Source organism: Stenotrophomonas sp. 220_Sma, assembly GCF_056487375.1.
In genome coordinates this window covers 2,001,440-2,025,733 of record NZ_CM151348.1, presented here as the reverse complement: position 1 = coordinate 2,025,733, position 24,294 = coordinate 2,001,440, and the positions used below count along the sequence as shown (strand labels likewise).

The following is a 24,294-nucleotide window of genomic DNA, read 5'->3' as shown; positions in this document are numbered from 1 at the left end:
CGGTCACGTGCATGGACTCCCCACCCAGCACGGAAATATCGAGGCTGCGTCAATTAAATGTGGAGGGATTGTGAATGAAGTCCGAAGCAAAAGATAGGAACGTCAAGTCGGGGACTGACTGAAGTTATCGTCAGGAAGTTACGTAAGTCCCTAGAATTATTGTGAATTTCATATGTGTCACAATGAGTCAATGTGCGTCATTTTGCGTCGAAATCATCCATCCACGTCCGGATCGCATGTCGGCAAATTGACAGTCTCGAGCTCACCCCACCCCGCACCGCACCAAAGCCCAGCAACCTCCCTCTGCTACCATCGGCGGTTCTGTTCATCGCGTCCCCCACCTGCCCGCGATGGCGCCAAACAACGTAACGAAACACAGGAGTCTGCATGTCTTCCGAGCTGCTCAAGTCCCTTGGCCTGGACGCGATCAACGCTGGCACGTACCTGGGCAACGGGGAGTGGTCGAGCGCGACCAGCGGTGAGCTGATCACCCCGGTCAACCCGACCACCGGCGAGCCGATCGCGCAGGTCCGCGCGACCACCGAGGCCGAGTACGAGACCGTCGTCGCCCGCGCCCAGGAAGCCTTCAAGATCTGGCGCACCACGCCGGCCCCGCGCCGCGGTGAAGCCGTGCGCCTGTGCGGCGAAGCACTGCGCAAGCACAAGGACGCGCTGGGTTCGCTGGTCGCCCTGGAAATGGGCAAGAGCAAGCCGGAAGGCGATGGCGAAGTGCAGGAGATGATCGACATCGCCGATTTCGCCGTGGGTCAGAGCCGCATGCTGTACGGCTACACCATGCATTCCGAGCGCCCCGGCCACCGCATGTACGAGCAGTACCACCCGCTGGGCCTGGTCGGCATCATCTCGGCCTTCAACTTCCCGGTCGCGGTGTGGAGCTGGAACTCGTTCCTGGCCGCCATCTGCGGCGACGTGTGCATCTGGAAGCCGTCCAACAAGACGCCGCTGACCGCCATCGCCTCGCTGAAGATCTGCAACGACGCCCTGCGTGAAGCCGGCTTCCCGGACATCTTCTTCCTGATCAACGATGCCGGCACCGCGCTGTCGGAGAAGATGGTCGATGACCGCCGCGTGCCGCTGATCAGCTTCACCGGCTCGACCCAGGTTGGCCGCACCGTCAATGAGAAGGTCGCCCGCCGCCTGGGCCGCTGCCTGCTGGAGCTGGGTGGCAACAACGCCATCATCCTGGACGAAACCGCCGACCTGAAGCTGGCCGTGCCGGGCATCGTGTTCGGCGCCGTCGGTACCGCCGGCCAGCGCTGCACCACCACCCGCCGACTGATCGTGCACCGCTCGATCTATGCCGACGTGCTGGCCACGCTGGTCAAGGCCTATAAGCAGGTGGAAGGCAAGATCGGCGACCCGACCGACGCCGCCAACCTGATGGGCCCGCTGAACAGCGATGGCGCCGTGCAGCAGTTCCTCGATGCCATCGCCCAGGCCAAGGCGGCCGGCGGCACCATCGAAACCGGCGGCACCCGCATCGACCGCGCCGGCAACTTCGTGCTGCCGGCGATCGTCTCGGGCCTGAAGAACAGCGACGCCGTGGTCCAGCACGAAACCTTCGCGCCTATCCTTTACGTGATGCCGTACGACAGCATCGACGAAGCCATCGACATGCAGAACGGCGTGCCGCAGGGCCTGTCGTCCTCGATCTTCACCCAGAACCTGAAGACCGCCGAGAAGTTCCTGTCGGCGGCCGGCAGCGACTGCGGCATCGCCAACATCAACATCGGCACGTCCGGTGCGGAGATCGGCGGCGCCTTCGGTGGCGAGAAGGACACCGGCGGTGGTCGCGAGTCCGGCTCGGATGCATGGAAGGTCTACATGCGCCGCCAGACCAACACCATCAACTACTCGGATTCGCTGCCGCTGGCCCAGGGCATCAAGTTCGACCTGTAACGCTTTCTGTAATGCCGAGTCATGCTCGGCAGGATGCGCCATGAACACCGCAGGAAATGCTGCCGAGCATGGCTCGGCTCTTCAGGCTGGCAAGCCGGTGATTGATTTCACCGGCCGCTGCGTGCTCATCGCCGGCGGCAGCAAGGGCATTGGCCGTGAAATGGCGCTGGCGTTTGCCGGCGCTGGTGCGCAGGTCTCGGTCTGCGCCCGCGGCCAGGCCGGCTTGGATGGCCTGCGCGCCGATGCACGGGCGCAGGACTTCGAACTCCACACGTTTTCCGCCGATCTGGCCGATCCCGGCCAGATCCAGGCGTGGCTGCAGGCCGCCGCCGATGTATTCGGTGGCATCGATGTGCTGGTCAACAACGCCACTGGCTACGGCATGGCCGACGACGAGGACGGCTGGGCCGCCAGCCTGCAGGTCGATCTGATGGCGGCGGTTCGGGCCTCGCGCCTGGCCCTGCCTTGGCTGCGCGCGTCCAGTGACGCCTGCATTCTCAATCTCTCTTCGATCGCCGCGCAGCAGCCGCGTCCCGGTGGTGCGCCCTACGCCGCCGCCAAGGCCGCGCTGTCGCACTACACCACCTCGCAGGCGCTCGCGCTGGCCAAGGACCGGATCCGCGTCAACGCAATCGCGCCGGGCTCGATCGAGTTCGATGACGGCCTCTGGGACCGCCGCCGCACCGAAGACCCGGCGCTGTACCACGGCACGCTGGCGAAGATTCCGTTCGGTCGCTTCGGCCACCCGCGTGAGATCGCCGATGCCGCCCTGTTCCTGTGCTCGCCGCTGGCGCGCTGGATCACCGGCCATGTGCTCAACGTGGATGGTGGCCAGGTGTTGATGGGCTGACACCGGCACGCCGGTAGTTGCCAACCTTGGTTGGCATGCCTTTCGTCGACCAAGGTCGACGTCTACCACAGCTGGCATGCCTTTCGTCGACCAAGGTCGACGCCTACCACGGCTGGAATGCCTTTCGTCGACCAAGGTCGACGTCTACCACAGCTGGAATGCCTTTCGTCGACCAAGGTCGACGCCTACCACGGCTGGCATGCGGTTCGTCGACCAAGGTCGACGCCTACCACGGCTGGAATGCCTTTCGTCGACCAAGGTCGACGCCTGCCTGGCTGGAATGCCCTGCGTCGACCAAGGTCGACGCCTGCCATCGCATCCGCCGGGCATGGGATTGCCCGGGCAGAGGCACTATCATGTGCACACTGCCAAGGAGGACCCCGATGAGCGTGGCACCCCGACAGACAAGCGCCCTGGCCGTGGTCAGCCTGGTCATGGGCATCGCCAGCTGGACCGTCCTGCCCTTCGTGGCCAGCATCGTGGCCATCATCACCGGCCACATGGCCCGCGCCGAGATCCGCCGCCGCCCGCATGAACTGGAAGGCGATGGCCTGGCCGTCACCGGTCTGGTACTGGGCTGGGTGATGGTCGGTGCCGTGATCGCCGCCATCCTGGTCTTCATCCTGTTCTTCGGCGGCCTGGCCTGGCTCGCTGCGATGTCGAACTGACTGCCATGACCGCCTCCGACAGCACTGAACGCTTCAGCAGCCGCGTCGCCGATTACGTCCGCTACCGGCCCGATTATCCACCCGCGCTGCTGGAATGGCTGCACGGCCCGATGGGCGTCAGCCGCGAGGCGCTGGTCGCCGACATCGGCGCCGGTACCGGTATTTCTAGTCGCCTGTTCCTGGCCAGCGGCCATCCGGTAGTCGCGGTTGAGCCCAATGCCGCCATGCGGGGCGCGGCCGAGCAATGGCTGGCACCGCAGTACCCGCAGTTCCGCGCGGTCGACGGCCGCGCCGAGGCCACCACACTGGACGACGCCAGCATCGATCTGGTCAGTGTCGCGCAGGCCTTCCACTGGTTCGACACCGTGGCGGTGCGCGCCGAGTGGCAGCGCATCCTGCGCCCGGGTGGCCTGGCACTGATCTACTGGAATTCGCGCCTGCTCGATGCCAGTCCGTTCCTGGTCGGCTACGAACAGTTGCTGCTGGATTACGGCACCGACTACTCCGCCGTGGCCGAGCGCTACCAGGACGATGCCACCATGCAGGCCTGGTTCGGCCCCGGCCTGCGCGGCATGGTGGAGCTGCCGAACGTGCAGCACCTGGACTTCGATGCCCTGCGCGGGCGCCTGCTGTCCTCCTCCTATGCCCCGCAAGCCGGTCATCCGCGCCACGCGCCGATGATCGACGCTTTGCAGGACCTGTTCGCCGCCCACGCGGTCGACGGCCAGGTTGCTTTTGAATATCGAACCCGAGCCTTCCTCGGCACGCTGGACTGAACCGACGCATGTATTCGCTTGCCCGCCCCTTCCTGTTCTCGCTCGACGCCGAGCGCGCCCACGGCCTTGGCCTGTCCGCACTGGACCTGGCCTATCGCACCGGCACCACGCCGCTGCTGGCCGCACGCATCGCGCCGATGCCCAGCACGGTGTTCGGGCTGACCTTCCCCAATCCGGTCGGCCTGGCCGCCGGCCTGGACAAGAATGGCGAGCACATTGATGCGCTGTTCGCGCTGGGTTTCGGCTTCGTCGAAATCGGCACCATCACGCCGCGCCCGCAGGCCGGCAATCCGCAGCCGCGCCTGTTCCGCCTGCCGGAACACAACGCGATCATCAACCGCATGGGCTTCAACAATGCGGGCGTGGACGCGCTGGTGCGCAACGTCGAGCGCGCGCGCAACCGCCGCGGCCTGCTCGGCATCAACATCGGCAAGAACAAGGACACCCCGAACGAACAGGCCGTGGACGATTACATCGCCTGCCTGGACAAGGTGTACCCGCTGGCCGACTACATCACCGTCAACATCTCCTCGCCCAACACCGCCGGCCTGCGTGAACTGCAGGAAGAAACCGCGCTGCGCCAGCTGGTCAGCCAGTTGCGCGACCGCCAGGAAGATCTCGCGGCCCGCCACGGTCGCCGCGTGCCGATGCTGGTCAAGGTGGCGCCCGACCTGAGCGAGCGCGACATCGATGCCGCTGCCCGCGTGCTGGGCGAACTGCAGGTGGACGGCGTGATCGCCACCAACACCACCATCGACCACAGCAAGGTGGCCGGCGACCCGCTGGCCAACGAGGCCGGCGGCCTGTCCGGCGCGCCGGTGCTGGAGCAGTCCACCCTGGTACTGCGCCGCCTGCGTTCGCGCCTGCCCGAGTCGGTGCCGCTGATCGGTGTTGGCGGCATCCTGTCCGGTGCCGACGCCGTGGCCAAGATGGCTGCTGGTGCGGCGCTGGTGCAGTGCTACAGCGGCCTGATCTTCCGTGGCCCGGCCCTCGTCTCCGAATGCGTGGAGGCGATCCGTCGCCGCCGCGAAGCGCCGAGCCGCGGCGCGGTGGCCCCACTGTGAGCACACCCATGGATACCGTCGACGGCAACGCCCCGCTGCGCTGGACGCTCACCCGCAATGCGCCGCTGCAGGCGCTGAACACCTTCCATGTGCAGGCCAGCGCCGCTCAGCTGCTGGAACTGCACGATCCCACGCTGCTGCCGGAAGTGCTGGCATTGCCCGAAGTGGCCAGCGGCCCGCTGCTGGTGCTGGGTGCCGGCAGCAACGTGCTGATCGCCGAGGACCTGCCGGGCACCGTGCTGGTGTTCGGCAACCGTGACATCAGCTTCCTCGAGCATCGCGCCGACCATGCCGTGATCCGCGCCGGTGCCGGTGTGCCGTGGCACGGCCTGGTGATGTGGTCGCTGCAGGAAGGCCTGTCCGGCCTGGAGAACCTGGCCCTGATTCCCGGCACCGCCGGTGCCGCGCCGATCCAGAACATCGGCGCCTACGGCGCGCAGGTCGGCGAGTTCATCCAGGCCGTCGAAGCCTGGGACTGCCAGGGGCAGGCCTGGGTGCGGCTGGACAACGAACAGTGTGGCTTCGCCTACCGCGACAGCGTGTTCAAGCAGCAGATGGACCGCTATCTGATCACCGCCATCGAACTGAAGCTGCCACTGCTGCATGACCTGCGCATGGACTACGCCGGCATCCGCGAGGAACTACAGGCACAGGGTGTGGAGCTGCCCAGTGCGGTGGACGTGGCCAATGCGGTGATCGCGATCCGCCGCCGCAAGCTGCCCGACCCGGATGTACTGGGCAACGCCGGCAGCTTCTTCAAGAACCCGGTGCTGCCGCTGGAACAGGTCGACGTGCTGCTGCAGCACTTCCCCGAGCTGCCAGTGTTCCCGTCCGACCAGGACGGCAAGCGCAAGGTCTCGGCGGCATGGATGATCGAGTCCTGCGGCTGGAAGGGCTTCCGCGAAGGTGATGCTGGCGTGGCGCCGAGCCACGCACTGGTGCTGGTCAACCACGGCAACGCCACCGGCGCTGAACTGCTGGCGCTGGCGCGACGCATCTCTGCTTCCGTGCTGGAGAAGTTCGGCGTGCCAATCGAACCGGAGCCCCGCCTGCTCGGCGCACAGTGGTGAACACCCCCGCCCTCTCCCCCAGCGCCACCCCGATGCGGGCGGCGCTGCTGATGCTCGGCAGCACGATGGCATTCGGCCTGATGGCGGTGGCGATCCGCTATGCCACGCGCTACGTGCCCACCCAGGAAGTGGCGTTCTTCCGCAATGCCTTCGGCCTGCTGGCACTGCTGCCGATGCTGCTGCGGCCAAGCCACGCGCCGCTGAAGACCCAACAGCTGCCGCGCTACTTCGTGCGCAGTGCGATCGGCCTGGGTTCGATGCTGTGCGCCTTCTGGGCATTGGGCCATCTGCCGTTGGCGCAGGCGGTCTCGCTTTCGTACTCCACCCCTCTGTTCGTCACCATTGCCGCGGTGCTGTGGCTGGGTGAAACCGTGCGCGTGCGCCGCTGGGCGGCGGTGGTTGTCGGCTTCATCGGCGTGCTGGTGATCGTGCGTCCCGGCACCGCCGGTTTCACCGCTGGCAGTCTGGTCGCGGTGGCCGCCGCCGTGCTCAGCTCGCTGGTGGCGATCCAGATCAAGCAGCTGACCCGCATCGACAGCGCCGACACCGTGGTGCTTTACACGTACGTGTTCTGGGTGCCGCTGTCGCTGATCCCGGCAGTGTTCGTCTGGGTCTGGCCCACCGGCGTGGCGTGGCTGTGGCTGCTGGCCACCGGCGTGCTCGGCACCATCGGCCAGCTGCTGTGGACGCGTGCGCTGCGCCTGGGTGAAGTCTCGGCACTGACCCCGATCAGCTTCCTGCAACTGCCACTGGTGACGCTGTTCGGCTGGCTGCTGTTCAACGAAACGGTGGACCGCTGGACGATCATCGGTGCCGGCATCATCCTCGCCGCCAACGCCTACATCGCCCATCGCGAGGCCGTGCTGTCGCGCCGCGCCGCAAGCGCAGCGGCCTCGGCGGCAGCCAAGCCCGCCGAGTAGATCCGCGCCCTGCGCGGATGATTCCTGTCCGCCCGATCAACGATGGCGACACAAAGAGCTGCCGAGCGTAACTGTAGAGTCGAGCCATGCTCGACTCATCGCGCGAAGCGCGACGGTTCACCCATGGCAGGTGACGTGCATTTACAACGCGCGATACACCCGCTCCGCCGCATCGAACACATTACCTGGCGCGAACTGCTCGCCCAGGTAATGCAGCGACTGCCGGCGCAGTTGCGGCGAGCGCTCCTCACCATCGCTGCCCAGCAGCACCTGCTGGAACTCGATCAGGTCCTGCAGGATGCGCCAGTGCCGGTACCAGGCGATCCAGCGCGGATCGCCGCGGTCGCTGCCGTAGCCGTCCTCGAAGCCCAGCGGATTCTCGCGCCCCCAGCGCCCGCCAACCGCCGCACCGATGAACATCAGGTCGCGCTCGCGCGGTGCCAGCGACAGGCCATCCCAATCGATCAGGTGCAGCCCACCGTCATTGCCCATCAGCAGGTTGCCGGCATGCAGATCGGTGTGGCACAGATGCAGGTCTACCGGCACGTCCTGCAAGGCCGCGCGCAGTTCCCGTGCCTGTGAATGCAGCGCCGCGATGCGTGCATGCTGCTGGTCCCATACCGAAACGAATGCGCGGCCCAGCCCGTCCTTCGCGGCCGCCAGGCCCTCGCCGGCCAACCACTGCCCGACGGTCTCCAGCGCCGCGGTTTCCAGCCGGACGATCGGCAGCGCCTGCTGCAGTTCCGCCGGCAGCTGCGCGCCGTGCAGGCGCCGCAGCACCTCACCCAGCCGTTTCCACTGGGTGCGGCTCAACGCTGCCTCGAACCCGGACTGGCCTTCCACGTAAGGGAACAGGGTGAACTGCAATCCCCAGCGCTGTACCGACGCACCACCGGTCAGTGCCGGCCACGGCGCGACGATCTCATCGATACCCAACGTGCCGCGCATCCAGTGCAGGCTGTCCCACACCGATGGGTCGACCTGGTAGGTGCGGCATTTCAACCACCACTGCCCGTGCCGCGCATCGACGCGATACACGCTGGCATTGGCGTCGGCGCCCACCGGGCGTGGCACCACGGCGGTCGGGGTGATGCCATAGGATTGTTGCAGGACTTCGCCGAGATGCTGCGCCGAAGCGAATGACATGGATGCAAGCGGAAAGTGTTACCTGCCGCCACTATCGCAGATGCGCTCGCCACGACACAGACATGTCCGTCACAACATCGCCTCGGCACGACCAAAGAACTAGCCTGCAATACGGCGCATCACCGCCTCCAGTGGACCGCGCGCGAACTGCCATGACCACAGCCACGCCGCAGCGGTCGCCAGCATCAGGAACAGCAGCGCCCACAACAGCACCGACGCGAGCGAGGCACTGCCATCGAGCAGGCCCAGGCTTTCCAGCGTGCCCATGCCCAGCAGGATGTGACCCACATACAGGGTCAGGGTCATGCGCCCGGCCGCGGTGAACGGCTCCAGCCAGTCGCCCGGGCGTACACGCGTCAGCCACAGGCAGGCGGCGATGGCACTGCAGGCCGCGCCCGCACCAGTAAGCACGTAGGCGGGTCCCGGCGGCATCGGCTGCGTTCCCAGCCACGCCTGCCAGAGCGTTCCCTGTGCGAGCTGCTGCACGCCATGTCCAGCCGCGATCAGCAACAGGCCCAGCACCAGCAATGCATGCTGCACCCGAGGCTGCGACAACTGAAGGCGCGCCAGCAGCATGCCCAGCAGGAAGAAGCACAGCCACGGCATCAACGGGTGGAAGCCATTGAACAGCAGGTTGCGGGCCGCGCCCGGCCATTGCCATAGACCGGCGTATTCCAGCGTCTGCCAGTTCCATCCCTGGCTGTAGTCCCAGTGCAGCAACGCCCAGAACGAACAGGCCGCCAGGCCCACGATGCTGGCCAGCAACACCCGCGGCGAGGCACGCAGCCACACCACCGCCAGCGCGAAATACACCGCGTAGTAGTGCAGGATATCGGCCGGGAACAGGGTCAGGTTGAGCAGGCCCAGCACCATCAGGAACAGCGCGCGCCTCCAGGTCTGCACGCTGGCCGGCCACCACCCTTGCCGCTGCGTGGCCAACACCAGGCCCAAGCCAGCCAGCGTAACGAACGTCGCCGAAGCCTTGCCTTCCAGCAGATGGAAGAACCCTGCCAGCCAACCCTCACCCTCTGCCGGCACGGCCATCGCCAGACGGAAATTCACCAGCACCATGCCGGCCAGTCCCAGGTAACGCGCCAGGTCCAGCCCGTGCAACCGCCGGTCAGCAGCATTCATGCGCGTGCGCCCAGCAGCAGCGCGAGCAGGCCAAGATCCAGCGATGCTTCATCGGTGCCCTCGGCTTCGCCCAGCCCCCGACGCAGTGCGTCGCTTTCGATGGCATCCAGCAGCACCTGCGCCTGCAGTGCCGGCGCCAGTACGGGACGCCGACGTTCGCGCTGTGCCATCTGCTGCAGGGCTTCGGCCAGCGTCGCCTGCAATTGCCTGCGATTGGCCGCGAAGGCCTCGGCCACGGCCGGATTGCGTGCACTCTCGGCCAGCACCTCCACCGCAAGTGTTGCCCACTCCGGCTGCCGGCACAGCGCATGGAAGTCCTGCAGGAAGGCCATCACCTGTGTGCGTTCGCCATCGGACGCGGCCAGTCGCTGCAGCAACGGTGCCAGTTCTTCGCTCTCGGCCACCGCCACCGCAAGGATGATCGCTTCCTTGCCCGGGAAGTGGTTGTAGAGATTGCCCAGGCTGACGCCGGCCACCTGCGCGATGTCACGCATGCTGGTCTGGTGGAATCCCTTCGCGAGGAAGCACTGCAGGGCGGCCTGCAGGATCTGCGCGATGCGTTGCTCGTTGCGGTCGGCTCGGTTCATGGCACAAATAGTGAACGAACGTTCGTCCAATTAGAAGCTGGCAATCCGGCCAACGCCGGGCTCCGTTCAGCCAGCCTTGACCTCAACTGCGGTTGAGGCCCGATGCTGCGCGGCCTGTCCCACGCTCAAGCCGGAGCTCCTGCATGCCACGGATGATCATCACCCTGCTCGACAGCCGCGTGCTGTGGTTCCTCGCGCGGCTGTTGCTGGCCGTGGTGTTCCTGTCCTCGGGCCTGGCCAAGCTGCTGGCGTGGGACAACAGCGTGGCCGAAATGCAGGCGGCCGGGCTGCAACCGCCTGTGCTGTTCAACATCGCCAGCGCCGTGGTGCTGCTGGGCGGCGCAGTGTGCCTGCTGCTCGATCGCCTGCTCTGGCTGGGCAGCGGCGCGCTGGCGGTGTTCATGCTGCTGACCATCGTCATCGTGCATACCTTCTGGAACAAGCACGGCGCCGAACAGCAGCTGGCCCTGTTCTTCGCGTTGGAGCACCTGAGCGTGGTCGGTGGCCTGATCTGCGCGGCCATCGCCAGCCATGCGCGGGCTCAGAAGAACTCGTCGAGCAACCGGTAGAACGCCAACCGTCGTTCGTCGGCAACCATGCCGTAGCGCTTGAACAGCGGCACCACCCAACGCGTGTTGTCGAAATTGTAGACAAGGCTGCGCGCGGCCAGCGCCAGGTCCTGGTAGCGGTCGGCCACACCCAGCCGGCCACAGTCGATGAAGCCACTGAAGCGGCCCTCGACCGCCATCAGGTTCGGCAGGCAGGCGTCTCCGTGGCTGACCACCAGGTCTTCATGGTCGGGCCGGGTGCTGCACAGTTCGGCGAAGACCTGCTGCGGACTCTGGCCCAGGCGTTCGTCATCGAAATCATCGGCATCCACCAGGCCCGCTTCAATGCGGGCCTGCGCGACCTGCACGCGCGAGGCCAGTCGCTGGTCGAACGGACAGGCTGCCACCGGCAACGCATGCAGCCCGCGTAGCGCGTCGGCCAGCAGTTCCACCAGCTGCTGCGGCGCGAGCTCCGGCGACGAGGCCAGGTCGCGGCCAGGCAGCGCGCTCATCAGCAACCAGCGCCGGCCCGCCTCTTCGGCAGTGGCAATCACCGTTGGCACCGGTTGTCCCTGTGCCTGCAGCCAACGCAGGCGCGCGGTCTCATCGCCCAGCTCACTGAAGGCGTCGATCACTTCCGACTTCAGGAAGGCATCGGCCTGGCCCGGCCGATGCACGCGGGCAACATCCGCACGCGACACACCGATCGATTGCCGTTCGATGCGTGCATCGGCCAACGCCTCCTGCCACGCACACGGCAGCGGCATGTCATCAGTGATGGATTCGGGTGCTTCCATGCCGAGGTGTTCCTGTTGCCGGTGACCCCACGGATTCTCGCTCATCCTGCATGGACCGCAGCCAACAACAACGCGGAAAGGTACATGCCCAGGCCGAACACACTGTGCGCCACCAGGCTGCGCAGGCGCGCCTTGCCCGGCGCCGGGGTCTTTGAAGCGGCGATGCCCGCGCCCATGCCCGGCTGCAGGATGAGGAACGGTGCGGCGACGCTGAGGATGCCGAAGGCCAGCGCCGGCCACAGTGTCGGCGCCTGCACCCAACCGTTCCCCACCACGGCCAGCAGCAACGCGGCGAAGACCACACCGATCACGTAATGCGCGGTCCAACCCAGCGCGCGCTCGCCACTGACAACCGCCGAGCGGCCGATGCCATCGTGGCGGAAGCGCCCGCGCGGCAGATGCCCCAGCCAGCGGCCCACCATCGCGAAATCCAGCGAGGGAATGCCGAGCAGCCGCCGCTGCACCAGCGCCCACAGGTCCATCACTGCGGTCGCTCCCACGCCGACTACCACCGAATCCATCACGAATGTCGCCAGGCCAGTCATATCGCACACCTTCAATTATTTGCTTGAATGATAGAGCGATGCTAGCGTGCGCCGCATGAACGCTGCAACGGAGCCACCGCTCTCACCGCTGGAAGCCTTGGCCGAGATCGCCCGCACGCTCGGCCATGCCCATCGCCTGGCCTTGCTGGAGCACATCGCCCAGGGCGAGCGCGCCGTGGAGCGCCTGGCCGAACTGACCGGGCTGTCGGTGGCCAATACCTCCCAGCATCTGCAGCAGCTGCGCCGTGCCGGCCTGGTTCAGACCCGACGCGATGGCAAGCGCATCCTCTACCGCAGTGGTGAGGGTCCGCTGGGCAACCTGCTGGCCGCGCTGCGCGACTATGCCGACCACCAGCGCAGCGAGATGCACGGCGTGATCCACGACAGCCTGCAGCGCCGCGATGCTCTGGAAGGCCTGACTGTCGAGCAGTTGCTGGAACAACGCAGCAGCGTGGTGCTGCTGGATGTGCGGCCGCGTGAGGAATTCGATCTGGGACACCTGCCCGGCGCGCTGAACATTCCCGTTACGGAACTGCGTGCACGGATGGACGAACTGCCGCGTGCCGTCCACATTGTCGCGTACTGCCGCGGTCCCTACTGCGTGCTGTCCAACGATGCGGTGGCGATGCTGCGCGAGGCCGGACTGACCGCGCAGCGGCTCGCCGCCGGTTACCCCGAATGGAAGGCCGCCGGCCTGCAGGTGGACCTGCCCCGGCACTGAGCGAGACACCGGTCATGGATGATGTGTTTGCCCCGTTGATCGATGCGACCTGGCGCAGCGTGTTCTCCGGGCAGCGCATGCTGCAGGATGATCCACTGCTGCAGTTGGCGTGCAGCGATGATTTCGATGAGGGCGAGGACGGCATGCTGCTGCAGCCGGTCGCGGGCCCCGCGCGCGCACTGCTGCGCCCGGCCCTGGCCGCTCGCCTGCAACTGCACGCGCAGCCGCACTGGACGCTCCCGCAGCTGCAACTGCGCCTGCAGCAGCTCGGCCAGCGCACGCATGGCGCGGATCGCGTCTTCTACTTCCCCGCCGCAGAACTTGCGGCCCTGGCCGAGCGCCCTGCACCGCCACATATCCGCCGTCTTGGCCCGGCCGACGCAGCCGCGTTCGACGGGTTCCAGGCCAGCGCGAGCGAGGAGGATCTGGATGCCGCATGGGTCGAGCTGGACCACTGGCAGGTGTTCGGCGCCTTCGATGGCGAGCGGCTGGTTGCCGCGGGGAGCATGTACCCGTGGAGCCTGGATCCGGCCCTGGCCGACATGGGCGTGCTGACCCTGCCCGAGGCCCGCGGTCGCGGGCACGCGCGCCAGCTGGTACACGCCATGGCCGTGTCCGCACAGACGGCGGGGCTGCAGCCGCAGTACCGTTGCCAGCTCGACAACACCGCCTCGATCATTACCGCCGAACGCAGCGGCCTGCGTGCGTTCGCCGATTGGGACACCGTTCTGGCGGCCGACTGAGGCCGCCGCAGTACAACAAGGAAGCAACATGAAATTGATGGTCATCGGCGCCAGCAGGGGCCTCGGTCGGGCGTTCGTGGAAGGCCTGTGCAGTGCAGGCGACACCGTCATCGGCGTTTCACGCAACCGACCGCGCGACATTGAATGCCCCGAGGGCGTCACCCTGCAGTGGATCGAAGCCGATCTGTCCCAGCCGACCGTGGCTGCCGACCACATCGCAGCACAGGCACCTGCCGATCTGGATGTGCTGATCCACAACCTGGGCATCTGGGAACAGACCGCCTTCAGCGACGAGTACGCCTTCCTCGACGAAACCGATGCCGCACTCACCCAACTGGTCGACGTCAACATCACCGCCACCCTGGTGCTGCTGCAGCGCCTGCTGCCTCGGGTGCTGGGCGCGCCACGCCCGCAGCTGGTGCTGACCGGCTCGACCTCGGCACTGCCACGCAGCGGCCGCCCGGAAGTGGCGTTCGGCGCATCCAAGTTCGCGCTCAACGGCATCGCCGATGCACTGCGCGAGGGCTTCCGCGATCGCCGCCTGGCGGTGACCAGCCTGCAGCTGGGCTACCTCAACACCGACGATGCACTTTCAGTGCCGGTGGCCGAGGCCGCAGCGCGCGGCGACGGCGAGCTGGTGCCGGTGCACGACGTCGTTGCGATGGTGCGCGCGTTGCTGCAGTTGTCACCGTCCGGCTTCGTGCGCGAACTGGTGCTGCCGGCCATCGCCGACCCGCGCTACTGACCGCGCCTGCACAGGCCAGGCTCCCCCTCTTCGCGCAACAGGTACCCAAGCACGATGGCGGTCAGCACGGTCGCCATCGCCAGGACAAACAGCTGGCCACGGACGGCCTCCATGTATGCCTGGGCCAGCGCCGTTCTCGAAACGCCGGGCAATGCCTCCACCGCTCCGCCAAGGTCGCCCATGGAAAGCCTGTGCACGGCGGCACGGGCCACGACGCTGGCCTCAAGCGCCATACTCCCGCCAATGCGGGATGAGAGCATGATGCCGACAAGCGCGAGGGCAATGGAATCGCCTGCCAGTCGCATTGCGTTGAAGATGCCCGCGGCCATGCCTGCCTGCTCTTTGCCAACCACGCTGACCGCCAGGCCATCCATGATCCCCCAAGGCAGACCGATGCCGATCCCGATGACCAGCATCGGCATCCAGCGCACCGAAGGTAGCTGGAACACCTGGGCCAGCCATGCCAGCCCAAGCGCGCCAATCAACAGGCCCGCACAGCACAGCGTCCGCGCCGGAATCCAGCGCAGCAGGTAACCGGCAACCAGGGGCACAACCAGCAAGGGTGCAGACAGTGCTGCCATCGCCAGTCCAGCCTCGGTGGGCCGCAGTCCTTCAACACCGATGAACCCCGCCGGCAGCACCACCAGAAGGACGACGTACGAGAATGCAGGCGCAGCGGCGAGAATCTGCACACCGACAAAGCGCCGGTTGCGGAACAGCCCGAGATCCAGCAGCGGTGTTCGATGGGAGCGCTCGACGGCAACGAACGTGGCCAGCAACACCATCGAGAGCGCCAGCAGTACCAGCGTCTGCGGATGCAACAGGCCGCGTTCCGGCAGCACGATCATGGCGTAGGTGAGTGACCCCAGCGCCAGCATGAAGGTGACGGCGCCCAGCCAATCCAGGCGTGGCGAACCGGTGCTCTTCGATTCGACGGATGACAGGGCGACCAACGGTACGGTCAGGGTGGCCAGCAACGCAGGCAGGAAGAACACCCATTCCCAGCCCAGCGCATCGATCAATCCGCCTGCCAGCAGCGGACCGCCTGCAGCTCCTGCACCAAAGGTGGTGCCGATCAGGCTGAACACCCTGGCCCGCGCCTGGCCGTCGAACACCTGCGCCAGCGACGCCATCGCACCGGCGAACGCAGCCGACGCCGCCATCCCCTGAAGCAGTCGCAGTGCATTGATCCACGCCACATCGGGCATCAAGGGGATCAGGCCGGTGACCAGCGCAAACGACGCGCCGCCCAGAAGCCAGATCCGGCGCCTGCCATGCAGATCGGCCAGCCCACCGGCCACCAGCGTGGTGCAGCCGTAGGTCAACAGATAAGCGTTGATGATCCAGGACAACGCCGCAGGCGAACCGCCCAGCGCGTCCCGGATGGCGGGAATGCCAACGGCGGGGCTGGCAATGCTCAACGGAATGGTGAGCGCCGTCAGGCAGCCCGCCAGCACCACTCCAAAGCGTGATGATCCGGCCGTCTCAGCAGAAGCAACTGACATGTCGATGAAGCTCCAGCGTGGCCAGGCGCCACCGCATTGATGCTATCGACGACGCTATCGCCTAAGAATCCATCGTTGTGTCCGTGCTTTAATGACATGAACGTCATCAATGGCCATGTCATGGACAGCTTTGCCGGTCTCAGCCTCTTCGTTCTGGTCGCCGAGGCACGCAGCTTCGCGGCCGCAGCACGACAGCGTGGCATCACCCCTTCGGCGGCAAGCAAGACCATTGCCCGGCTGGAAGAGCGTCTGGGCGCCCGCCTGCTGAATCGCAATACCCGCAGCGTCAGCCTGACTGCCGAAGGCGAGCAGTTCCTTGAACGCTGCCGTCGCATCATGATCGAGGTCGCCGCAGCGGAGCGCGAGCTGACCGACGCCCAGGCCGTGCCCAGCGGTCGCCTGAAGGTCGGTCTTCCACTCGCCAGCGGACTGATGCTGCCGGTGCTATCGGCCTTTGCGCACCGCTTCCCGGCCATCGAACTCGACCTGCACTTCAGCGACCGTCTTGTCGATGTCATCGAGGAGGGCTTCGACGCCGTTGTCCGCACGGGCAACCCCGCCGACTCCAGGCTGCGCGGCCGCAACCTCGGCAGTGCCCGCCTGCTCTGTGTGGGCGCCCCTGCGTACTTCGCCAAGCGCGGCACGCCACAGCACCCGGATGATCTGAGCGGCCACGCGTGCCTCCTCCATCGCTTTCCCGGCACCGGCCTGATCGAACGTTGGCCGCTGCCCACGCATGAGGGAGGCACTGAGCCACGGCTGACTGCCGCAATGACCGCCAATCATCTTGAGACGATCCTGCACATGGCCATTGATGGCCATGGCATTGCGTGCCTGCCCGACTTCGCCACGCGTGATGCGCTGGACCGCGGTGAACTCGTCAGCGTCCTGGACCCATGGAGCACCGAGCGCAGCACCTTCTGGGCCCTCTGGCCAAGCCATCGCCATCAGCAGCCGCGTGTACGCGCGTTTGTCGATTTCATGGCCGACCACCTCCTGCCCGAACCCAGCCAGTGCAATTGAACCTGCGCCCTGCTGCGACTACGCTGCTCGTCACTGGCCGTCGGTCACAGGCGGGAACCTGCTATGGATGCGCTTTCACGGGTCTCGGCCCAGGTCCTGGACAGCGCCCTGCCCAGCCTGCCGCTGTACCTGCTGCAGGCCACGGCGGTGATCGGCATGATCGGCGTGCTGCTGATCGCCACCCGCCGCGCCGGGCACGCCATTGAAGGCCGTCGCCTGTATGTCGGCGTGGCGCTGGGCCTGATCTACCTGTTCAATTCCTGGTTCGTGGCCCGTTACACCCAGGGTGTGGTCAAGCTGCACCTCGGCTTCGACATCCTGCTGGTCAGTGGCCTGCTGGGCGGTTGGCGCGGCGGCCTGACCTGCCTGGCCGCCAGCCTGCTGGCGCGCTACCAGTTTGCCGGCACCCAGTATTTCCTGCCGGCCGGCCTCGAGGCCACGCTGCAGATGCTGGCCGGCGTCTGGCTGCGCAGGCGCCTGCACCCGCGCATGCTCAATGAGCTCTCGCTGCGCGTGATCCTGCAGGCCTGGGGCGTGCGTATCGCCGTCACTGCGTTGGGCCTGGCACTGGGCGTCGCAATCATCGGCGCCAATCAGCTGCCCGTGGAGGAGTTGGCAATCCAGCGGCTGCTGGCACTGCCACTATCGCTGCTGATGCTCGGCGCGGTGTTCGCGCTGGTCTACAACGATGCGCAGATCGATGCACAGCGTCAGCGCGAACAGGCCTGGCTGCGCATCGATCCGATCAGTGGCCTGCCCAACATGCGTGCACTTGGCGAACGCCTGCAACATTACTGGCGCGACAACGACGGCATCGGCAAGGCCTGCCTGATCGTGGCCGAGATGGGCAACCTGCGCGATCTGCGCCTGCGCTATGGTCCGCTGCAGGACAACGGCCTGTGGCAGCGCGACAGCACCGACGAGGTGCATCGGCTGCTGCCCTCGCTGCCAGCCGGGCAGCTGGAGATCTACCAGTTCGGCGATGCCGCGCTGGCGATCCTGGTGCGCGACCTGACCTTGTTCGAACTGCGCACGCAGCCGCAGATCACCGAGCTGGCCAGCAACCTGGCCGATCGGGTCGGCCGCGATTGGCCCGGCTTCCGGCCGCTGTTCCGCTGTGCGGTGGTCGAATTGAAGCCCCCCTCCGATGCCGACGAAGGACATCTTCCGTTCCGCGCGATCACCGTGGCGCTGAGTGCGATCGAATCCGGCGTCGTGTTCTTCGACGACCCGATCCAGCGCGACAGCGAGATCGACGCCCTGATCGAAGTCGCCCTCGAACGCTGGTTGCAGCAGGGAGATGCCCCCCTGTGCTACCAGCCCAAGCATCGCCTGCAGGATCGCCAGCTGGTCGGCGCCGAAGCACTGCTGCGCATGCGCGACAGCGAGGGCCGGCTGATCGCGCCGATGCGGGTGATCTCGCTGCTGCGCCGGCAGGGGCGGTTGGCTGAACTGGAATGGGCCACGCTGCAGTCGGCCATCCACTTCCTGCAGCAGTGCCGACGCGATGGCTCGCAGCTGAAGATCGCCGTGAACGTTTCGGCCGAGTCACTGCGCCTGCCCGACTTCGGCCTGCGCCTGCAGGAATTGCTGGCACTGCACGATGTGCCCGGCGTGATGCTGCGCCTGGAGATCGTCGAATGGACCGAGATCGTCGAGCGCGACGTGGTCGATGCCAACATCGCACAGCTGCTGGCGGCGGAGGTCACGCTGTCACTGGATGATTTCGGTGCCGGCTATTCAACCCTGATCCTGCTCTCGCAGCTGGCCATTGCCGAGGTCAAGATCGAGCAGGCGTTGATTGCCACCCTGTCCGACGCCAAGTCGCAGTCGATCGTTCGCTTCATCGTCGAAGTCGCGCATCGCTGCGGTGCGATCGTGGTGGCCGAGGGTACCGAAACCCTCGCGCAGGAACAGCAACTGCGCGCACTGGGCGTGGATGTCGGCCAGGGCTATCTGTACTCGGCCGCGTTGCCGGCCGACGAGTTCCGCCGCTTCGCCGCCAGCTAGACCGCGTAGTAACCCAGGAACATCGCCACCGCCGATTCGGCCACGCGTGCGCGCTCCTGTTCGTTCAACGGCGCCTGCCCCATCGTCACCTGCGGCCAGAATGCAAAGCTCTTCACCAGGCCGTGCAGCTGGTGGCCGGCGAACTCCGGATCGACCTGGCGCAGCCGGCCATCGGCGATTGCCGCGCGGATCCATGCGCTCTCGCCACTTTCCTTCTCGCCCATGCGGCAGACGATGGCCTGCGCCCGTTCCGGTGAGTGGATGATTTCGGCCATCGCCACCCGCGCCAGGTCGATGAAGTTGGCATCACTGAGCAGCTCCAGCTTCTGCCCCAGCAGCTGCATCAGCTGCGCCTGCAGCGGCTGGTCGGCGCGGTACGGCAGTGCGTCGCTGGCCACGCTGCGCTCCCACAGCTCCTCCAGGATCATCGAGAACAACGCTTCCTTGCTCGGGAAGTGGTTGTAGACGGTGCGCTTGGAGACCCCGGCCACCTCGGCGATGCGGTCCATGCTGGTCGCCTCGTAGCCCGACGCGCGGAACTCCTCCACCGCCGCACGCACGATGGCTTCGCGTTTGCGGTCGGTCAGGCGTTGCGGGGCACGGGACATGGCAGGAACCAGATAACTGAACGGATGCCACCATTTTACACCCGGCAGTGTACTTTTGAAAAATACAAAACTACACTGTGCAGTGTACCCAGCGGACGTCACCCATGAAGCGCCTGCTCCTTGTCCTTTTGCTTGGAATCCTCGCCGTGACCGCCTACACCTTCTGCAAGTCCTGGTCCCTCCCCGACTTCCCCGATTCGCCGCAGTACCGCGACGGCAAGTTCCGCAATGCCCTGCCGCGTCCGGCGATGGGCGTGCGCGATGGCGCGGAGATCTGGTGGACATTCCTGTTCAACAAGCCCAAGGGCACCGTGCCCGCCCACCCCATTCCGGTGCTGCCGCTGGACCGCGCCACCCTGGACGCCGCGCCTGATCGCAGCCTGTTCCGGCTCGGGCATTCCACGATCCTGCTGAAGCTGCGTGGCCAATACTGGCTGACCGATCCGGTGTTCTCCGAGCGCGCCTCGCCGGTGCAGTGGATGGGCCCGGCGCGCTTCCACGCACCGCCGATCAGCATCGACGAACTGCCGCCGATCGCCGGCGTGATCCTCTCGCACAACCATTACGACCACCTGGACCATGCCGCAGTGATGCAGCTGGCCGGCAAGACCGCGCGCTTCATCGCACCGCTGGGCGTGGGCGACCAGTTGATTGCGTGGGGCGTGGACGCCAGCAAGGTCGAACAGCTGGACTGGTGGCAATCGACCGAGGCCAGTGGCCTGCGCCTGACCGCCACCCCGGGCCAGCATTTCTCCGGCCGCGGTCTGGGCGACAGCGATCGCAGCCTGTGGGCGTCATGGGTGATCCAGGACGATGACTTCCGCATCTTCTTCAGCGGCGACACCGGCTACTTCGACGGCTTCAAGGCCATCGGTGAGAAGTACGGCCCGTTCGACCTGACAATGATCGAAACCGGTGCCTACGACCCGCGCTGGGCATTCGTGCACATGCAGCCCGAACAGACCCTGCAGGCGCACCTGGACCTGCGCGGCAAGTGGCTGCTGCCGATCCACAACGGCACCTTCGATCTGGCGCTGCACGCCTGGCAGCAACCGTTCGAGCGCATCACCGCATTGGCCGCCGCAAAGAACGTGCCGGTGGCCACGCCGATGATGGGCGAAGCACTGGACATGCAGGCGCCGCAGGCGGGTACGCGCTGGTGGGAGACGGTGGAGCTGTAATGGGGGATGCCGCTTGACCTGCCGGAAGCCATGTAGAGCCGAGCCATGCTCGGCTGCTTCCGAGAAATGCGCCGTGGACGTCAAACAAGCTCAGCTTTGGAGGCACCGAAATTGGAGACGCCGGCAGCATTGCTGACATCGACATACACGGTTATCAATTCGGCTTCCGGTAGCGCACTCTGAACCTGCACGCATGCGGCACGCGCGACATCGTCTGCGGCTGTGCCTTCTCGCTGGAATCGCAACGCCAACACGCCCGGCGAACCACTGCCCAGCAGCGCATCGTCGCACCCCACCTCTGCAAGACCTCGCTCAAATGCACTGAGATCTTTTCCGGTATCAGGCACTCGGTACATCAGCGTGAAACTGAATTCCATCATCAATCCATTTCAGATCGGTGGTCGCTGCCAGTCAGGATAGGGGCAAGCCGGCAGCCGTCCAGAGCCACATCCGTCAGCGCTCCCGCGATGGCAGCGCCAGCGCCCGGCGGCGCTGCAGTGCGTCATGTAACCGATTACATCCCTTGCTAGCGTAGCGCTCGCCCGATTCCGGTCGAACCTGCGAGGCTGTCCGTAATGACGTTGCGCGCCGAACGCTCCAAGGTCTCCCGCCCACCTGCCCCATGGCGACCTGCCGCCACTCTGATGCTCGCCGTCCTGGCATCCTCCGCGCAGGCACAGACATTGCCACCACGCAGCCAATGGCAGGCCAGCGCCTCCTCGCAGCAGGTTCCGGCGATGGCGATCAGCCATCTGATCGACGGCGACCCCAAGACCGTCACCGGCGGTGCCTTCAGTCCGGGCCACTGGTTCCAGATCGACCTCGGCGCGCCAACAATGCTGGCCGGCGCACGCCTCACCTGGGATGTCTCCAACCCGGAAGGCTATTCGCTGCAGACCTCGCTGGACGGCACACAGTGGCAGACCGCGTACACCATGGCCGATTCGCTGGGCGACGTGGAAACGCTGTACTTCGCGCCACGCCAGGCGCGCTACCTGCGGTTGGCCAGCCCGCAGCGCACGTCCGACTGGGGCGTGTCGATTTTCGAGATGGAGCCGCTGGACAGCACGCTCAGTGCGCGCGTGGCCGGACTCGATGCCACGCAGTCCGCGGCACTCTGGCAGGGCGGCAGTGCGGTGGCGATTCCCGCCGGCAAGGGCGGTACCCACACACTCGACATCGTTCTGCCGCGCGCGCAGTCCAGCACCGGGCTGGCGGTGGACTGGGCCAATGAGCACGGCGCTGCGCGCCTGCAGGCACGCGATGCCCAGGGCCGCTGGCACGAACTGGCCACGGATGCACAGGCGGCAACCCGGCAGCAGAGCTGGCTCGCGGCCAGCGCGCCGCTGGACCTGCAGGCACTGCGGCTGAACGTCGACGGCGATGCCCCCCAGGTGGCACGCATCCGCCTTCTCGGCCCGAAGGCGGTGATGACGCCGATGAAGCGTTACCAGATCGCCGCCAGCGGTGCACAGCGCGCGTTGTTCCCCGCTTCGCTGCAGATGCAGCAGACCTACTGGACCGCCGTGGGTGTGCACGCGGGTCGGCAGAAATCCATCTTCGACGAATACGGCAACCTGGAAGCGTTCAAGGGTGCGCCGCTGGTACAGCCGATCTGGCGCAATGCCGATGGCAGCGCAGCCGGTGCCGCCGGGCAGAAGGTGCAGCACGCACTGCGCGACGGCTGGAAGCCAATGCCCTCCGCCACCTGGTCACCGCAACCCGGGCTGGAGCTGCGCAGTGAGGTGTTCGCCATCGAGCGCGATGGCCAGCCGGTGACCTTTCTCCGCCATCGACTGCACAACACCGGCACCACCGCGATCGACGGCACGCTGACCCTGGCGGTACGACCGATGCAGATGAACCCGCCATGGCAGAACGGTGGGCTGTCGCCGATCCGCGAGGTCGCCGTCGAAGCCAACACGGTGCGCGTGAACGGCCGCACGCTGCTGCGCTCGCTCACGCCGGTGGCTGCGTCCGGCGTTGCGCCGTTCGGGAAGGACGGCACAACGGAGATCACCGCGGACATCGCTGCCGGCGAACTGCCTTCCTCGCAGCAGGCACGTGACGAGCAAGGACTGGCCGCAGCCGCATTGAGCTACCGGATCCGCCTCGCGCCCGGTGCCAGCGATGCGGTGGTCGTGGCGTTCCCACTCGGTACCGCCGCTGCCGATGCCAATGGCGTGCTGCCCGAGGCGCCTGCCCTTGACCTGTCCACGCTGCCCCGTGATGCCAATGCGGCGTTCGAGACGCTGGCCACGCAGGCGTCCGCAGATTGGCAGGCGCGGCTGGGCCAGGTCGGCCTGCGCCTGCCCGATCCCTCGCTGGTCGACATGCTGCGCGCGCAGGCTGCCTACATGCTGATCAACCAGACCGGCCCGGCCATGCAGCCCGGCCCGCGCAACTACAACCGCTCCTTCATCCGCGATGGCATGGCCACCTCGGCGGTGCTGCTGCGCATGGGCGAAGCCAAGGTCGCGCGCGACTACCTGGCGTGGTACAGCCAGCACGGCGTGCACGGCAGCGGACTGGTCTCGCCGATCCTCAACGACGATGGCAGCGTCAACACCGGCTTTGGTTCGGACATCGAGTACGACAGCCAGGGCCAGTATGTGGCACTGGTCGCCGATGTCGCCCGCCTCGATGGCGGTGCGGAGTCGGTGCGCGCGTACCTGCCGAAAGTGAAGGCGGCGCTGCGCTTCCTGCAGCAGCTGCGCGAGCGCACGCTGGTAGCGGGTTACATGGCTGACCAGCCAGCGCCGGAGCGCTTCGCGGGCATTCTTGCGCCGTCGATCAGCCACGAGGGCTACCCTTCGCCCACCCACAGCTATTGGGATGACTACTGGGGACTGAAGGGCTGGCACGACGGCGCGTGGCTGGCAGAGGCACTTGGCGACCATGAAACCGCCCGTTGGGCGCGCGAACAGTACAAGCTGCTGTACGACGCACTGCATGCCTCGATCCGGGAGACGATGGCGTGGAAGGGCATCGACTTCATTCCTTCCTCCGCGGATCTGGGCGATGGTGATCCCACCGGCGTTTCGATTGCATTGGACCCCACCGGTGCGCAGAGCGTGCTGCCGGCAGATGCGCTGCGAACCACCTTCGCCCGCTATCTGGACGATGTGCGCAAGCGCAACCAGCCAGGCGCGCTGTACGCCTATACGCCCTACGAAATCCGCAACGTGCTGAGCTATGTGCACCTGGGCCAGCCGCAGGCGGCCGACGAGCTGCTACAGGGGCTGCTGCATGATCGGCGCCCGCTTGAGTGGCAGGTGCTGGCCGAGGTCGTGCATTCGCGGCTGCGCTTCCCGCGCTACCTCGGCGACATGCCGCATACCTGGATCGGTGCCGAATACGGCCGCACGCTGTTCGGCATGTTGATGCGCGAGGACGATGACGCGTTGTCATTGCTGCCGGGCACGCCGCCGTCTTGGGTGGCCGGGGATGGGTTGGCGGTGGAACGCCTGCCGACCGCGTATGGCACGCTGCAGATGCAGGCGCGGCAGCGCGACGGGCTGCTGACAGTGGTGATTGGCGAGGGGCTGCGCAAGGACACCGCCGTGCGCATGTGGTGGCCGAACCGGACCGCGCCGAAGTCTGTGCGCGTGGATGGACGCAGCGTTTCCGACTTCGATGCCGAGGGCGTGCGCCTCGCGAAACCGTTCAAGACGCTGGAGGCGCGTTGGTAGAGTCGAGCTTGCTCGACTGCATTTCGCCGATCACCATGCGC

At 66.6% G+C, this 24,294-nt stretch carries 23 protein-coding genes; 15 read left to right on the top strand and 8 right to left on the bottom strand.

The window, feature by feature from the left end:
• The first annotated feature begins 387 nt into the window (after positions 1–387).
• From amaB to ACZLIB_RS09565, 7 genes are all read left to right on the top strand, one after another.
• Positions 388–1,920, top strand: a complete 1,533-nt coding sequence (gene amaB, locus ACZLIB_RS09595; protein WP_032127496.1) for an L-piperidine-6-carboxylate dehydrogenase — start codon at positions 388–390, stop codon at positions 1,918–1,920.
• 40 nt (positions 1,921–1,960) lie between these two features.
• Positions 1,961–2,770, top strand: a complete 810-nt coding sequence (locus ACZLIB_RS09590) for an SDR family NAD(P)-dependent oxidoreductase (RefSeq protein ID WP_478469710.1) — start codon at positions 1,961–1,963, stop codon at positions 2,768–2,770.
• Positions 2,771–3,153: 383 nt separating this feature from the next.
• On the top strand, positions 3,154–3,438 hold the full coding sequence (locus ACZLIB_RS09585; RefSeq protein ID WP_010484694.1) for a DUF4190 domain-containing protein: 285 nt from the start codon (positions 3,154–3,156) through the stop codon (positions 3,436–3,438).
• Between the two features lie 5 nt (positions 3,439–3,443).
• Positions 3,444–4,214: a class I SAM-dependent methyltransferase gene (locus tag ACZLIB_RS09580; protein ID WP_478469709.1), complete on the top strand. Its 771-nt coding sequence runs from the start codon at positions 3,444–3,446 to the stop codon at positions 4,212–4,214.
• Positions 4,215–4,222: 8 nt separating this feature from the next.
• Positions 4,223–5,278 (top strand): quinone-dependent dihydroorotate dehydrogenase, encoded by a 1,056-nt coding sequence (locus tag ACZLIB_RS09575; protein ID WP_032127499.1) that lies wholly within the window; start codon positions 4,223–4,225, stop codon positions 5,276–5,278.
• An 8-nt stretch (positions 5,279–5,286) separates the two neighbouring features.
• Positions 5,287–6,348 carry a UDP-N-acetylmuramate dehydrogenase gene (gene murB, locus ACZLIB_RS09570; protein WP_049398544.1) on the top strand — a complete coding sequence of 354 codons (1,062 nt, stop codon included), beginning with the start codon at positions 5,287–5,289 and terminating at the stop codon, positions 6,346–6,348.
• 32 nt (positions 6,349–6,380) lie between these two features.
• Complete coding sequence (locus ACZLIB_RS09565; protein ID WP_478469921.1) at positions 6,381–7,268, top strand: DMT family transporter; 888 nt, start codon at positions 6,381–6,383, stop codon at positions 7,266–7,268.
• 141 nt (positions 7,269–7,409) lie between these two features.
• Here the strand turns inward: ACZLIB_RS09565 and ACZLIB_RS09560 are convergent, their stop codons facing one another.
• The 3 genes from ACZLIB_RS09560 to ACZLIB_RS09550 form a co-directional block, all read right to left on the bottom strand.
• Positions 7,410–8,414 (bottom strand): phosphotransferase, encoded by a 1,005-nt coding sequence (locus ACZLIB_RS09560; RefSeq protein WP_182267681.1) that lies wholly within the window; start codon positions 8,412–8,414, stop codon positions 7,410–7,412.
• A 99-nt stretch (positions 8,415–8,513) separates the two neighbouring features.
• A complete protein-coding gene (locus tag ACZLIB_RS09555; RefSeq protein WP_478469708.1) occupies positions 8,514–9,548 on the bottom strand; it encodes a DUF418 domain-containing protein in 1,035 nt (344 codons plus the stop codon).
• A complete protein-coding gene (locus ACZLIB_RS09550) occupies positions 9,545–10,135 on the bottom strand; it encodes a TetR/AcrR family transcriptional regulator (protein ID WP_478469706.1) in 591 nt (196 codons plus the stop codon). Before ACZLIB_RS09550 ends, ACZLIB_RS09555 begins: the two co-directional genes overlap by 4 nt.
• A gap of 143 nt (positions 10,136–10,278) precedes the next feature.
• On the opposite strand from ACZLIB_RS09550, the gene ACZLIB_RS09545 reads away from it, so the two are divergent.
• Complete coding sequence (locus ACZLIB_RS09545) at positions 10,279–10,704, top strand: DoxX family protein (RefSeq protein WP_478469705.1); 426 nt, start codon at positions 10,279–10,281, stop codon at positions 10,702–10,704.
• Here the strand turns inward: ACZLIB_RS09545 and ACZLIB_RS09540 are convergent.
• Positions 10,677–11,480 (bottom strand): APH(3')-II family aminoglycoside O-phosphotransferase, encoded by an 804-nt coding sequence (locus tag ACZLIB_RS09540; protein WP_478469704.1) that lies wholly within the window; start codon positions 11,478–11,480, stop codon positions 10,677–10,679. The genes ACZLIB_RS09545 and ACZLIB_RS09540 overlap by 28 nt on opposite strands.
• Before the next feature lie 41 nt (positions 11,481–11,521).
• Positions 11,522–12,025, bottom strand: a complete 504-nt coding sequence (locus ACZLIB_RS09535) for a DUF2938 domain-containing protein (RefSeq protein ID WP_201118878.1) — start codon at positions 12,023–12,025, stop codon at positions 11,522–11,524.
• Positions 12,026–12,080: 55 nt separating this feature from the next.
• Between ACZLIB_RS09535 and ACZLIB_RS09530 the strand changes: the two genes are divergently transcribed.
• The 3 genes from ACZLIB_RS09530 to ACZLIB_RS09520 are packed head-to-tail and all read left to right on the top strand — an operon-like array spanning position 12,081 to position 14,234.
• Positions 12,081–12,746 carry an ArsR/SmtB family transcription factor gene (locus ACZLIB_RS09530; protein ID WP_032129739.1) on the top strand — a complete coding sequence of 222 codons (666 nt, stop codon included), beginning with the start codon at positions 12,081–12,083 and terminating at the stop codon, positions 12,744–12,746.
• A gap of 14 nt (positions 12,747–12,760) precedes the next feature.
• Positions 12,761–13,489, top strand: coding sequence for a GNAT family N-acetyltransferase (locus ACZLIB_RS09525; protein ID WP_107431736.1), 729 nt, complete (start codon positions 12,761–12,763; stop codon positions 13,487–13,489).
• Between the two features lie 28 nt (positions 13,490–13,517).
• Positions 13,518–14,234 (top strand): SDR family NAD(P)-dependent oxidoreductase, encoded by a 717-nt coding sequence (locus tag ACZLIB_RS09520; RefSeq protein ID WP_071228927.1) that lies wholly within the window; start codon positions 13,518–13,520, stop codon positions 14,232–14,234.
• Here the strand turns inward: ACZLIB_RS09520 and ACZLIB_RS09515 are convergent.
• The gene (locus ACZLIB_RS09515; RefSeq protein WP_478469701.1) at positions 14,228–15,739 is read right to left on the bottom strand and encodes an MFS transporter; all 1,512 of its coding nucleotides are present in this window, start codon (positions 15,737–15,739) and stop codon (positions 14,228–14,230) included. The genes ACZLIB_RS09520 and ACZLIB_RS09515 overlap by 7 nt on opposite strands.
• A 96-nt stretch (positions 15,740–15,835) precedes the next feature.
• Between ACZLIB_RS09515 and ACZLIB_RS09510 the strand changes: the two genes are divergently transcribed.
• Complete coding sequence (locus ACZLIB_RS09510) at positions 15,836–16,762, top strand: LysR substrate-binding domain-containing protein (protein ID WP_478469700.1); 927 nt, start codon at positions 15,836–15,838, stop codon at positions 16,760–16,762.
• Positions 16,763–16,825: 63 nt separating this feature from the next.
• A complete protein-coding gene (locus tag ACZLIB_RS09505; protein WP_478469698.1) occupies positions 16,826–18,772 on the top strand; it encodes an EAL domain-containing protein in 1,947 nt (648 codons plus the stop codon).
• Here ACZLIB_RS09505 and ACZLIB_RS09500 read toward each other — a convergent pair.
• Positions 18,769–19,380, bottom strand: a complete 612-nt coding sequence (locus tag ACZLIB_RS09500; protein ID WP_049398557.1) for a TetR/AcrR family transcriptional regulator — start codon at positions 19,378–19,380, stop codon at positions 18,769–18,771. The two genes, ACZLIB_RS09505 and ACZLIB_RS09500, sit on opposite strands and share 4 nt — an antisense overlap.
• A 104-nt stretch (positions 19,381–19,484) precedes the next feature.
• On the opposite strand from ACZLIB_RS09500, the gene ACZLIB_RS09495 reads away from it, so the two are divergent.
• Positions 19,485–20,561, top strand: a complete 1,077-nt coding sequence (locus tag ACZLIB_RS09495; RefSeq protein ID WP_478469697.1) for an MBL fold metallo-hydrolase — start codon at positions 19,485–19,487, stop codon at positions 20,559–20,561.
• Positions 20,562–20,641: 80 nt separating this feature from the next.
• On the opposite strand, the gene ACZLIB_RS09490 is transcribed toward ACZLIB_RS09495, so the two are convergent.
• Positions 20,642–20,938: a hypothetical protein gene (locus ACZLIB_RS09490; RefSeq protein ID WP_478469696.1), complete on the bottom strand. Its 297-nt coding sequence runs from the start codon at positions 20,936–20,938 to the stop codon at positions 20,642–20,644.
• A 198-nt stretch (positions 20,939–21,136) separates the two neighbouring features.
• On the opposite strand from ACZLIB_RS09490, the gene ACZLIB_RS09485 reads away from it, so the two are divergent.
• Positions 21,137–24,253, top strand: a complete 3,117-nt coding sequence (locus ACZLIB_RS09485) for a discoidin domain-containing protein (protein WP_478469695.1) — start codon at positions 21,137–21,139, stop codon at positions 24,251–24,253.
• The last annotated feature ends 41 nt before the right edge of the window (positions 24,254–24,294 follow it).